8 protein-coding genes, 1 tRNA gene and 1 riboswitch are annotated in these 12,155 nt (G+C 72.9%); of the genes, 8 read left to right on the top strand and 1 reads right to left on the bottom strand.

The genetic code is table 11. The features are described from left to right. The first annotated feature begins 962 nt into the window (after positions 1–962). The 4 genes from AB0K34_RS43870 (at position 963) to AB0K34_RS43885 (ending at position 5,677) form a co-directional block, all read left to right on the top strand. Complete coding sequence (locus AB0K34_RS43870) at positions 963–3,029, top strand: serine/threonine-protein kinase (protein ID WP_364554440.1); 2,067 nt, start codon at positions 963–965, stop codon at positions 3,027–3,029. A 14-nt stretch (positions 3,030–3,043) separates the two neighbouring features. Beyond that, a complete protein-coding gene (locus AB0K34_RS43875; protein ID WP_364554441.1) occupies positions 3,044–5,200 on the top strand; it encodes a PQQ-binding-like beta-propeller repeat protein in 2,157 nt (718 codons plus the stop codon). Positions 5,201–5,295: 95 nt separating this feature from the next. Next, complete coding sequence (locus tag AB0K34_RS43880; protein ID WP_364554442.1) at positions 5,296–5,526, top strand: helix-turn-helix domain-containing protein; 231 nt, start codon at positions 5,296–5,298, stop codon at positions 5,524–5,526. Then, on the top strand, positions 5,429–5,677 hold the full coding sequence (locus AB0K34_RS43885) for a tyrosine-type recombinase/integrase (protein ID WP_364554443.1): 249 nt from the start codon (positions 5,429–5,431) through the stop codon (positions 5,675–5,677). The genes AB0K34_RS43880 and AB0K34_RS43885 overlap by 98 nt, the downstream gene beginning before the upstream one ends. Positions 5,678–5,779: 102 nt before the next feature. On the opposite strand, the gene AB0K34_RS43890 is transcribed toward AB0K34_RS43885, so the two are convergent. Continuing rightward, positions 5,780–5,853: transfer RNA gene (locus AB0K34_RS43890), tRNA-Pro, on the bottom strand. A 195-nt stretch (positions 5,854–6,048) separates the two neighbouring features. On the opposite strand from AB0K34_RS43890, the gene AB0K34_RS43895 reads away from it, so the two are divergent. The 4 genes from AB0K34_RS43895 to AB0K34_RS43910 all read left to right on the top strand — a co-directional run. Then, entirely contained in the window at positions 6,049–6,762 is a 714-nt protein-coding gene (locus AB0K34_RS43895; RefSeq protein ID WP_364554444.1) for a hypothetical protein, read from the top strand. Positions 6,763–6,976: 214 nt separating this feature from the next. After that, complete coding sequence (locus AB0K34_RS43900) at positions 6,977–8,839, top strand: SpoIIE family protein phosphatase (RefSeq protein ID WP_301176054.1); 1,863 nt, start codon at positions 6,977–6,979, stop codon at positions 8,837–8,839. Positions 8,840–9,295: 456 nt separating this feature from the next. Continuing rightward, a riboswitch (cyclic di-AMP (ydaO/yuaA leader) is annotated at positions 9,296–9,452 on the top strand. 10 nt (positions 9,453–9,462) lie between these two features. Continuing rightward, positions 9,463–10,230 carry a CHAP domain-containing protein gene (locus tag AB0K34_RS43905; protein ID WP_138642010.1) on the top strand — a complete coding sequence of 256 codons (768 nt, stop codon included), beginning with the start codon at positions 9,463–9,465 and terminating at the stop codon, positions 10,228–10,230. A 244-nt stretch (positions 10,231–10,474) separates the two neighbouring features. Further along, the coding region (locus tag AB0K34_RS43910; RefSeq protein ID WP_364554445.1) for a glycosyltransferase at positions 10,475–12,155 on the top strand (1,681 nt) is incomplete at its 3' end.

The following is a 12,155-nucleotide window of genomic DNA, read 5'->3' on the forward strand; positions in this document are numbered from 1 at the left end:
GCGGGGAAGTGGACACTGGAGGTCTACGCCCGCTGAGCCCCGCAGCGCCGCCGGGCCCGGTCGGTCACCGCCGGGCCCGGCGGCGACCTCGGCCTCTTGGCTGTGATCCGGCGGGTGCCCGCGGCGGCGGCCTCGACCGGCCAGGATGCCGCCCCGGGGCCGAGCATGGGAACCCGCTTCCCGCGCCGAGGTGGCCTTCGGTGTCCGCTCGGTGTCCTTGTCTTCGAGGGGCGGGTAGTGCGACTGGTCGACAACGCGAGTTCTGGCCGTCCTGCGGCGGTTGGCGAGCGGCCTCTGCCGCGGTGCCGACCGAGGTGACGCTCAGCTCATCGCCATGGAACCGAGCCCAGACCCGGGTGTCGACCGGCCGGTGCGGAACCGAGTACCGCACTCCCTCGACCGAGATGGTGCAGTCCCAGTTCACCCGGCGGGTGGTGCCGAATGCCGCAGTGGACGGCGCCGTGGGCAACGGGTGCAGCCGCTGGCGCTCCTCGGCCAGCAACTCGACCGGCTTGCGCTTGGTCTCGCGGTGGACACGGCCGTTCACCTCCTGGCAGAAATCTCGGCAGACCGTCTCCAACTGCGAGGACGGGCCGAGGGGCCATATCGGCGGCGGTCGGCACCTTGCCGGACTCTCGCAGAAGATCGAGGAGGGCCTCGGTGATCGCCCTCCGGGTCTGCCCCGGGCCACGCGAACGCTGATTCGCGCCGACCGTCCCCATGAGACCGCCAGTGGAGCAGGCCTCGTCCCCCAGTGCAAGTGAGCGCCCGCGCCGGCCGCCCGGATCGGTCGGGCGCCGCCGTGGCGGCGACTTCGCTGAGCATCTCGTCCTCTTCTGTCAGAATCGTGGCGGTCTCGCTGGCGGACGCAGGCGGATGGGGCGGTACGCACCGGCGTCTCACTGCGCGGACGGGAGCGTGGTCCACGCAGGTCAGGAGCAGGAGAGAGGGCGGGGGCGGGCATGGAGCCTCTCCGGTCCGGTGATCCCCGACGGGTCGGCGGCCACCGGCTGCTGGGCAGGCTCGGCACCGGCGGCATGGGCCAGGTGTTCCTGGGACGTTCCCCTGGCGGGACGCTCGTGGCGGTCAAGGTCGTCCACCCCCGGCTGGTCCAGGATCCGGGCTTCCGGGCGCGGTTCCGCCGCGAGGTCGATGCGGCCCGGGCCGTGGGCGGCGCCTTCACCGCGCCCGTCATGGACGCCGATCCCGACGCCGCCCTGCCGTGGCTGGCGACCGCATACCTGCCGGGCGTGCCGCTGGACCTGGCGGGGCCGCTGCCGGCTCCCGCCGTCGCGGCGCTGGGCGCCGGGCTTGCCGAGGCGCTGGTGTCGATCCACCGCGCCGGGATCGTGCATCGCGACCTCAAACCGTCCAACGTCATCCTGGGGCTCGACGGGCCGAAGGTGATCGACTTCGGCATCGCCCACGCCGCGGGCGGCGCCGTCGTCACCCAGGCGGGTTTCGCCGTCGGGTCCCCGGGCTTCATGGCGCCGGAGCAGGCCCGCGGGGCACCGACGGGGCCCGCCGCCGACGTCTTCTCCCTCGGCGCGGTCCTGGTCTTCGCCGCGACGGGCTCCGGCCCCTACGGGCAGGGGCCGCCCCACGTGTTGATCTACCGCGCCGTGCACGAGCGGCCGCGGCTCGACGCCGTCACGGATCCGGGCCTGCGCGCGGTCGTCGAGGCATGCCTGGGCTCAGACCCGAACAGGAGGCCGCCCCCGGACCGGCTGCTTCACCGGCTCGCCCCCCTCGTGCCGCAGAGCACCGACCTGCACGGCGTCGGCTGGCTGCCGGACGCCATCGCCGCTCGAATCCTCCAGGCGGGCACGGACGTGCCGGACGTCCCGCTGACCGAGCCCCGGCGGGCCGGGGCTCCGGAACGGCGGCGGCTCCTGCTCCTCGGCGGAGCGGCCGCGGGCGTCGTGCTGGGCACCGGGGGAGCCGTGGCGCTGGTCCGCGCACTGCGGGCCTCTTCTTCGGACGGGCCCGGTGGGCGGACGCCGGCCGTGCCGCCCACCACGTCCTCCGCACCGGTGCCCCCGCCCATGCGAGACGGCAAGGTGCTGTGGAAACGCTTCTCCGGCGACGAATACCTCATCTCCACCCCGGTGGTGGCCGGCGGACAGGTCTTCGTGGGCAGTGAGAAGCGGGGCCTGCTGGCATTCGACGCGAAGACCGGCGCACCGCGGTGGCGATACCGGACCGCGCAGCGGATCGTCACCGGTCCCGCCGTCGCGTCGGGCCTCGTCTACGCCCTTTCCCAGGACGGAGTCCTGCACGCGGTCAACGCCCGTACGGGCAAGCTGAAATGGCGGCGGACGGTCGGGAACACCCAGGCGGACCCCATGGTCGACCGGGGGCTCGTCTTCTGCGGCGGCGACGCCCTCCAGGCGCTCGACGCGTCCGGGGGCGCGGTCCGATGGCAGCGCGGCGGCGCCGCCCGTACCCCCGCCGTCGCCGGCGGCATGGTCTACGTTCCCAGCGGTAAGAGCCTCGCTGCCTACGACGCTTCCACTGGACGGACCCGGTGGACGTACCAGTCCCCCAACGGCGTCCAGGACGCCACGGCGGCGAACGGCATGGTCTGCTTCGCCGATTTCCAGGGGGAGAAGGTCCACGCGGTCGACGCCCGTACCGGCAAGCCGCGCTGGACGTTCGACATGGGGGAGACCGCCACGTCCCGGCCGGTGGTGACGGACCGCCTGGTGTACGTGTGCGACTACGGCGGGAAGGTCTCCGCTCTGGAGCCCGCCACGGGGACGATGCGCTGGCAGGTCCAGGTGGAGGGGGAGATCCACGCGAACCCCGTCCTGACCGGCGGCACCCTGTACGTCCCCAGCGGGATCTATTCCAACGGAGGCGTGTACGCGATCGAGGCCGGCACCGGCCGCAAGGTGTGGCGCTTCTGGACCGCCGGGGGCATCGAGTCCGGCCCGGCCGTTGCGGACGGTGTCGTCTACACCGGCTGCAAGGACGGCTACCTGTACGCTCTCGACGCGCGCGGTGGATCGGGCACCGCGACCGGGTGAAAGACGGGGAGCCGATGTCCGCGACACGTCCGGGAATCCCGCGGCAGGTGGGGCCCTACCGCGTTGTGTCCAGGCTGGGCGAGGGCGGCATGGGGCAGGTCTTCGCCGGCCGCTCACCCGGCGGCCGGACGGTCGCCATCAAGATCATTCACCCGGCCCTGGCGGAGGACGCCGACTTCCGGGCGCGGTTCCGGCGCGAGATCACGGCGGCCCGCGCCGTCGGCGGCGTCTACACCGCCCCGGTGGTGGACGCCGACCCCGACGCCTCGCCGCCGTGGCTGGCCACGGCGTTCCTGCACGGCATGTCCCTGGAGGACGCCGTCGCCGCGCACGGGCCGCTGCCTCCCCCCGCGGTCCGCGCGCTCGGCGCCGGGCTCGCCGAGGCGCTGGTGTCGATCCACCGCGCCGGAGTCGTGCACCGCGACCTCAAACCGTCCAACGTGATGCTCACGCCCGAAGGACCGCGCGTCATCGACTTCGGCATCGCCCGCCCGAGCGAGGCCACCGCGCTCACCCGGACCGGCGCCGCCCTCGGCACCCCCGCCTACATGTCCCCCGAGCAGGCGTCCGGCGGTGCGGCCGGCCCGCCGTCGGACGTGTTCTCGTTCGGCGCCGTCCTGACCTACGCCGCCACCGGAGCCGGCCCGTTCGGGCGGGGCGCCGTCCACGAGATGGTGTACCGCGTCATGCACCTGCCGCCCCATCTGGAGGGCGTCCCCGATCCCGGCCTGCGCGCGCTGATCGCGGCCTGCATGGACAAGGATCCCGCCCGCAGGCCCGGCGCCGACTCGCTGCTGGCGCAGTTGTCCGCCGACCCGGCCGCCGCCGCGCGAGGCACACATTGGCTTCCGCCGCCCATCGCGCACGACGTCGCCCGGCGAGGCGAGACCGCCGTCCCCCGCGGCTCGGGCCGCCGCGCCTTCCTGGCCCTCGGTGCGGGCGGCGTCCTGGCGGCCCTGGCCGCGGGCTCGGCCGGCGCCTTCCTCCTGCGGCGGGGCGACTCCCCGGTCCGCTGGACGTTCGAGCTGCCCGACGACATGTACGTCAGGACGCGGCTCGTGGCGTCGCACGGGACCGTGTACGTGTTCGGCTCCACGAGGCTGGACGGCCGCACGTTCGCGCTCGACGCCCGGACCGGGCGGCAGAGGTGGCAGGCGGACTTCACGGCGGCCCGCGACTCATCGCCGGCCCTGCTCGGCGGCAGGGCCTTCCTCTACGACTCCGCGGGCCGCGAGGTCGTGGTCGGGTTCGAGGAGGCGACCGGCAAGGTCCTCTGGACCCAGTCGCTGAAGAGCTTCGGTCTCGCGCCCGTCCTGGTCGCCGGGTCCGGAGTCGTCTGCCTCACCGGAAGCAGCGGCACCGGGGAGTACGGGCTGTACGGGTACGACGCCGCGAGCGGCCGGCCGCGCTGGCAGTACCGCGTGGACGGCCTGCTCCGGACACAGGCGGCGCTCGCGGGCGGCCTGTGCTGCTTCAGCTCGGAGAAGGGCTTCGTCTACGGGATCGACATCGCCACCGGCAACGCGCGCTGGCAGGTGCGGACGGGTGCCGGCGCCGCCACGACGCCGCTGGTGGCGGGCGACGTGGTGGTGGTCGTCGCCGAGGACGGCTCCGTCCTCGGCCTGGAGGCGGCCACCGGCCGGAAGCGGTGGAGCGTCCCCCTTGGCGGCGCCGCGGCGTCCCAGCATGGGAGGGAAGCCCCGGTGGGGGCCGCCGGCGGCACCGTGTTCGTCGGCGGCCAGGACGGCACCCTCTACGCCCTCGACCCGGCGTCCGGACGCCGGCGGTGGCAGCGCCCCGTCGCGGGCACCGCGGGAAGCGGCGGGTCGCGTGGCTTCCTGGTCCCCGAGGTGGGCGGAGGGTTCGCGGTGGCCACCGACAACGAGGGCCGGATCGTCGCCCTCGACGCCGCCACCGGCGCGCCCCGCTGGGAGCGCGGAGTGGGCCAGGGACTGGGTGAACGGCCCCTGATCTCGGGATCGCTGGTGTACTACGGCGCCGTCGACGGCCTGTCGGTCTTTGATCTGCCGACAGGCCGCCTGCGCCACCGCTTCGAGTTCGAAGACGTCCTCCGCACGGTGGGCAGCGTGCAGTACTACACCGCGATGGACGGCACGGTGTACTGCGTCGTGGACGACGCCGTCGTCCAGGCGATCCGCTACGAGCCGTGACACGGCCGGAGGGAATCGACCATCTGACCGTGCCAGTCGCGCGTCCCGGGTTCGGAGGGACGAGACCGCACGAGGCAGTGGCCGAGGAGTCCTCGATGGAACAGGGGGTGTGTGGAGGCGTGTACACGGTCGAGCAGGTCGCCGAGATTCTGCAGGTCGGCCGCGACAGGGTCTACATGCTGCTGCGGACGGGGCGTCTGCGCAGTATCAAGATCGGCCAGCGGCGAAGTGCGGCGGGCGTTCCGGCTCGTCACCAAGAAGGCGGGGAGCGGGGAGTTCTGGTCTCCGCGCGAGCTGCGTCACTCGTTCGTCTCGATCATGAGTGACGGCGGGGTGCCCATCGAGGCGATCGCCGATCTGTGCGGGCACTCCTCCCCGGCGGTCACCGGGCAGGTGTACCGGCATCAGCTGGGGCCGGTGATCAGCAGGGGCGCGCGGGTCGCCGACTCGGTGTTCGGCACGGGCGAGTCGGCGTAGGTCGGCCGGTGGTGGCTCCCCTTGTGGCTCCCCATCGACTTTCAAGATCGGAAAAGGGCTCCGGAGTGATCTCCGAAGCCCCTCTGAGCTGGTACTTCTCTGTCGGGACGGCGGGATTTGAACCCACGACCCCTTGACCCCCAGTCAAGTGCGCTGCCAAACTGCGCTACGTCCCGGTGCCCGCTCTGGGCGGGCGTGTTTACTGTAGCGCAGTCCGCGGGGTCGTGCGTACCGGGATTGCGGGCCCCGTCGATCGTCGGGCGGGGCGGATGGTGTCTGTGCGGGCCGTGGTCGGCGGGGTGTTGTGCGCGGGGATGCTGTGCGGGTGCGGGGGAGGGGCTCGGCCGGTGAGCGGGAGTCCTGAGCCCGAGGTGACGACGGCGACCGCGGGGCCGGAGAAGGCCGTGCCTCGGGTGCCTGAGGGTGTTCGGGCTTCCTATGTGGTCTTCGATGTCCGGGCCGGGCGGGTGGTCGTGGAACGGGAGTCGCGGCGGGTGTTCCGGGCGGCTTCCGTGGTGAAGATCCTCATCGCGTTGGACTATCTGGAGCGGCATCGGGTTTCGGCGGCGGATCGGGCGTTGCTGGAGGTGATGCTGCGGTCCAGTGACGATGGGGCGGCCACGGAGTTCTGGGGGCGGGGCGGGCAGGGGGAGATCGTCGAGCGGATGGCGCGGCGGCTGGGGTTGCAGGAGACGGCGCCGCCGCCCGCGGAGAAGCCCGGGTTCTGGGGGTATGCGGCGCTGAGCGCTCGGGATGTCGTGACGATGTACCGGCATGTGGACGGTTTCGTTCTGGAGCAGTTGCGGCGGGCGACGCCGCGGGGGACGGACGGGTTCGATCAGACGTTCGGGATTCCGCGGGTGGCGGACGGAGCCGCCGTCAAGCAGGGGTGGTCGGGGTTCGAGGTGGGGGCACGGCCGGCCCTGGTGCGGCCTGATCTCGGGCTCGGGAGGCCCGTGCTGCACACGACCGGGGTGGTCGGGGACAAGATCGTGGTGGTGCTGACGCTGTGGCCGGCGGGTACGTCGTACCGGGAGGCGTCGCGGGGGATCACGGCGTTGACCAGGGACGTCCTGCGAGCGTGACGGGCGTCACAGGGTGGGGAAGGGTTCCGTGCGGGGCGGGTCATCGGAAGTGGTCGGGTTCGGGCGGGAACGGAAAACCCGGGCAAAGATCTGGGCTGTTTACCAGGTTGTGGGCGAATAGTCCTTCGCTGGCGTATGTAGCTTTTTTCTCCCAGGGGCAGGTGACGCCGAACGGGGGACAGGGTTGGCGGAAGCGGAAGGCACCCAGCCCGGGGTGCACGTTGCGGACCTGGAGGACCTTCGAGGGGCCGCGCACGACCGCGCGGTGCTGGCCGAGGCGCGGGTCGTGCTGGCCCGGCGGCTCGGCGTCCCGCCGGGGGAGGCTCTGCAGCATCTGATCTGGCTTGCGCGCGACCTGGAGATGGACCTGGCGGAGGCGGCGTCCCTGCTGGTCAAGGACAGCGGCGGCGGGCCGGTCGGGGCGGTGCTCGCGGGGCGGCGGGCGCCGCGGGCCGAGGGCGGCGCGGCGGAGCGCCAGGCGGTGCTGTCGGAGGCGGAGGAGGTCCTGCGCCGGGTGACGGCGGAGGACACGGCGGGGGACGCGGAGATCCTCGCCGAGGTGGGGGACGACCCCGTGGCGCGGGCGCTGCTGGACGGGACGCTCGACTCCTGCGCCCACCTGGTGCCGGTCGTCGGCCCCGACGGCGCCGTGGCGGACTTCCTGTACGCCGACCTCAACGGCGTCGCCAAGGACATGTTCGGGCGCGGCAGGGAGGAGCTGACGGGGCTCCGGCTGCTGCGCACGGATCCGGGGGCGGTCCTCAGCGGGCTGTTCGAGGAGTACGTGGAGGTCTGGGAGTCGGGGACGCGGCTGGAGCGCGACTCGTTCTCCTACACCACGGCGCAGCGGGGGCTGTCCCGCTCGTCCCGGATGAGCGTGCGGTGCGTCCGGGTGTCGACCGGGGTCTGCGTCACGTGGCGGTACCACTTCGCCGAGGACCGTGTCGCGCGGCGGATGGAGCGGGTGGAGCGGCTGGCGCTGATCGGCTTCGGGGAGTGGGACCTCGCGACCGGGGAGGCGGACTGGACGCCGCAGATGCTGGCGAACTACGGCCTCGACCCCGAGGAGGTGCCGCCGATGCCGCACGACCTGCCGAAGGTCGTGGCGGAGGACGACCTCCCGCTGATGGAGGAGGCCATCCAGACGATGTTCTCCCGCAAGGAGCCGGTGGAGGCCGAGCACCGGGTGATCGCGCCGGACGGGACGCCGCGGCACCTGTGGCTGTTCGCCGAGCCGGTGCTGGGCGAGTCCGGGCTGCCGATCTCGATCAACATCGTCTCGCAGGACATCACCCGGCGGCGCGGGGTGGAGCGGGCGCTGGCCGAGACCCGGCGGCAGATGCTGAAGCAGCAGGCGCGGACGGCGCAGGAGCGGCGGGTCGCGGTGACGCTGCGCCGCGCGATCCTGCCGGACGAGGACGAGATCGAGGAGCTGCCGGGCCTGACGGTGGCGCTGCGCAGCCTGGCGGCGGAGAGCACCGCCCGCATCGGCGGGGACTGGTTCGCGACGCGGGTGCTGCCGGACGGGCGGGCCGTGTTCGCGATCGGCGACGCGGCCGGGCACGGGCTGCCGGCGGCGGCCGCGATGGCGCGCACGAGGAACGGGCTGCTGGGCCTCGCGTGCACGGGCGAGCCGGCGGGGCGGCTGGTGGGCTGGCTGAACGAGCTGGTGGGCAACATGGACCCGCCGGCGACGGGCACGGCGATCGTCGGGCATTTCGACCCGGCCCGCCGGGTGCTGGAGTGGACGTGCGCGGGCCATCCGCCGCCGATCCTGGTCCGGGATGGCTGGGCGGCGCCGCTGGAGGTGGTCCGCGACCCGATGCTCGGCGCGATGCCGGGCTGGCAGTACACGACGATCACCACCGAGCTCGACCCCGGGGACATGCTGTTCCTCTACACGGACGGCCTGGTGGAGCGCAGGGACGCGGACCTGGACGAGCGCATCGAGCGCCTCACCGGCATCCTGCGGGACGCCTCGACCCGCCCCGACCAGGTGCTGGACGAGGTCCTGGCGCGGATGGAGCACGACCGGGCGGCGGACGACACCACGCTCTTCGCGCTGCGCGTCGAGTGACGAAGCGCACCCGGATCCGGTGGCGGACGGGCCCTGTGAGCTAGGCCGCACGAGAACGGCCCCCGCAGGCCCTGTGAAGGGTGCGGCGGGGCATGCGGCCCCGGAACCCCCCGGGTTTCTTTACCCTTTGGGCATTGGCTTGTAAGGCCCATGGGCAAAGGGCTGAGGGCCAGTTCGGTAAAGATCGGGAAGATGCCGGGGCCTGACGGTGTTGAAGGATCCTTGGAAGGGCTTTGAGCAGGCAAGACAGAGATTTGTGCCTGGTTTGCTTTTCCTCAGGAGGTTGGTACCTTCTATCCGGAATCCCGCAACGCACCCCATGCGTTGCCGCCGGTCGTCCGTTCCCAGGGCGGCCGAGGATCGCGGAGCGGTATCCGCACGCGATGCGCGCCAGACGATGCGCGCACCCCTCAGAGATCAGTCACTGAGATACATCCGATAAGTCTGCGCCGCATGTGCGGTGCGAGGCCGAGTCCGTGCCGGTCGAAGCGACCGGACGGAGCCGGGGACCCAACGTTCCAGGGGTGAATCGGCGCGACCCAGAGCCGCGCCGTAGGGCTGCTTCCATGCCCGAATCCGTCAGCTAACCCGGTAGGCGTCATGGAAGATAGGAGATTCCCTGCATGACCGGTCGTTTCGATCGACTTTCGCTCAACCGCTTCTCCCCCGAGGACAAGGCCGTCGGCGTCGCCGTGGGCGCCGTGCTCACCGGAGCCGTCGGACTCGCCGTCCTCAACCCCCTCGCCGGCGGCAGCGCCGCGGCCGAGACCCCGGCCCAGGCGAAGGCGGCCGTGGTGGCCGAGCAGGGCACCGCGTCGAAGCAGTCCACGTCGAAGCAGTCCGCGGGCATGACCCAGGCCGAGGCCCGCGAGGCCGGCTGGGGCGTCGCGCCGCGTCCGGTCAAGGCCTCCGAGGCCATCGCGCTCGCCAAGAAGCAGGTCGGCATCAGCGAGGGCAAGGGCGGCCAGACCAAGTTCCACAAGTGGTACGTCTCGACCCCGCACGCCAAGGCCACCGCCCAGCGCGACGGCGGCTTCTCGGTCAAGGCCTACAACGGCGCCCAGTGGTGCGACATGTTCGTGTCCTGGGTCGGGGCCCACACCGGCGTGAAGAACATGGGCTGGGACGCCTACACCGTCCAGCACGCCACGTGGTTCAAGAAGGCCGACCGCTGGGGCGACAAGCCCAAGCCCGGCGCCGTGGTGTTCTTCGACTGGAAGGACGGCTCGAAGGGCAGCATCGGCGACATCGACCACGTCGGCCTCGTCGTGAAGGACAACGGCAACGGCAAGATCAGCACGGTCGAGGGCAACAGCAACGACAAGGTGGAGAAGAAGGTCCGCGACAAGTCCGAGGTCGTCGGCTACGGCTACCCGGAGTACGCGTCCTGACGCTCCTCCCCCCAGCGCACGCATCGAAGGCGCCCGGCTCCGGCCGGGCGCCTTCGGGCGTTCCTGGAGGTGTGTCCTAAGTCGCCGTTGAAGGCGAGTAATGGGAAGCATTGACAGCCTTTGATGCTCCTTGGACCTCACTGGGGCGTTCCTGGAAAGGAATCCCTGGCAACGCGTCCGACCGGTCTCCGGCCCCGGCGGCCGGTCCGGTGCGCGGCGGGACCGGTGAGGGGAGGCCGAGGGGGTGCGCCCGGATGTCAGCGTGGTGGTGATCGCCTACAACGACGCCCGGCGGCTTCCCCATGCGGTCGCCTCGACGCTGGAGCAGTCCCTGGGCGGCGTCGAGACCGTGATCGTCGACGACGCCAGCACCGACGGCACCGGGGAGGTCGCCGATCGGCTCGCCGCCGCGCGGCCCGGCCGGGTCCGGGCGGTGCACCTGCCGGTGAACTCCGGCGGCTGCGGCCGGCCCCGCAACGCGGGCGTCGAGGCCTCGTCCGGCCGGTACGTGATGTTCCTCGACAGCGACGACCTGCTGGACCGGCACGCCTGCCTCAACCTGCTCGCCACCGCCGAGGACACCGGCGCCGACCTGGTCTCCGGGCTGTGCGAGCGGGTCTTCCTGGACATGCCGGAGGGCGCGAAGGGGCGCGTCCGCCCCTGGTACCCCTGGCTGTACGAGCGCAGCGCCGTCTACGGGTCGCTGCGCGAGAACCCCGGTCTCCTCTACGACACCCTCTCCACCAACAAGGCGTACCGGCGCGGGTTCCTGGAGGAGCAGGGGCTGCGGTTCGTCGAGCGGCTGCACTACGAGGACCTGCTGTTCACCGCCGAGGCCTACCTGGCGGCGGAGCGGACCGCGCTGATCCCGCAACGCGTCTACCGCTGGCTCGTCCGGCGGCGGACGGGGGCGCCGTCGATCTCCAACCGGCGGTCCGAGCCGGCCAACTTCGCCGACCGGCTGGAGATCCACCGGCGCATCGACATGCTGTTCGCACTGCGCGGCGCGCACGATCTGCGGCGCGCCAAGGACGTGAAGTTCGTCAACCACGACCTGCTGCTCTACCTGCGGGAACTGCGCGGCCGCGACCCCGCCCACCGGGACCGGTTCCTGGAGCTCGCGGCCGGCTACCTGGCCGAGCTGGACCCGCGCGTGTTCGAGCTGGCCAACCCGCTGCCCGCGATCGCCGCGTACCTGATCCGCGAGGGCGACCACGCCGGGGCGCTGGCCGCCGCCGAGTACCGGCCCCCGCGCCGGCCCGTGCTCCGCGCCCGGCTGGTGGAGCGGGACGGGCGGGTCTTCTGGGGCGAGGGCGGGCCCCGCGGGGGGCTCGGCCGCCGGATCCTGGACGTCACCGGCCTCGGCTTCCACGTCCGGCCCCTGAAGGAGCTGTGCCCGGCCGGGACCGTGACGCGGCTGGAGACGCGCGGCGGCCGCGCCCTGCTCGCCGGGCATGTGCCGAACCCGCTGCGCCGGATCCCGCTGGACGCCGAGCTGGCCGGGACGCTGGAGTTCCGCGACCGGCGCCGGAGGGCCCGCCGGGCGCGGGTCCGCGCCGCCGTCCGGCACGAGGGCGACCGCCTGGCCTGGCGGGCGGAGTTCGACCCGGCCGCCGAGATCAGGCCGCTCGGGTTCGTCGACCCCGTCTGGGACGCGTGGCTGCGCGTCCGGGCGGACGGCGAGGACATGGTCTGCCGTCTCGGCGAGGGCCGCGGATCGCCGCCGCTGGAGGGCGTCGCGCTGCCCGTCCGGCCCCGGCTGACACGGCTGGCCGGAGACAGCCTCCGCTCCCGCCTCACCGGCCGCGGCGACCTGGCGTTCACGCTGGAGACGGCTGCTCCCACTCGTCCGGCCGAAGGTCCGTCAGGGCGTCCGCAACCGCCGAACGCTGCTCCTCGATATGCCGCCACATCTCTTCGCGATC

Source organism: Actinomadura sp. NPDC049382, from assembly GCF_040677125.1.
Taxonomy (GTDB): domain Bacteria; phylum Actinomycetota; class Actinomycetes; order Streptosporangiales; family Streptosporangiaceae; genus Spirillospora; species Spirillospora geliboluensis.

Bases quoted from the DNA above. Each gene is read 5' to 3' on its own strand.
- AB0K34_RS43870 (WP_364554440.1), top strand. From the start codon at position 963: ATGGAGCCTCTCCGGTCCGGTGATCCCCGACGGGTCGGCGGCCACCGG.
- AB0K34_RS43875 (WP_364554441.1), top strand. From the start codon at position 3,044: ATGTCCGCGACACGTCCGGGAATCCCGCGGCAGGTGGGGCCCTACCGC.
- AB0K34_RS43880 (WP_364554442.1), top strand. From the start codon at position 5,296: ATGGAACAGGGGGTGTGTGGAGGCGTGTACACGGTCGAGCAGGTCGCC.
- AB0K34_RS43905 (WP_138642010.1), top strand. From the start codon at position 9,463: ATGACCGGTCGTTTCGATCGACTTTCGCTCAACCGCTTCTCCCCCGAG.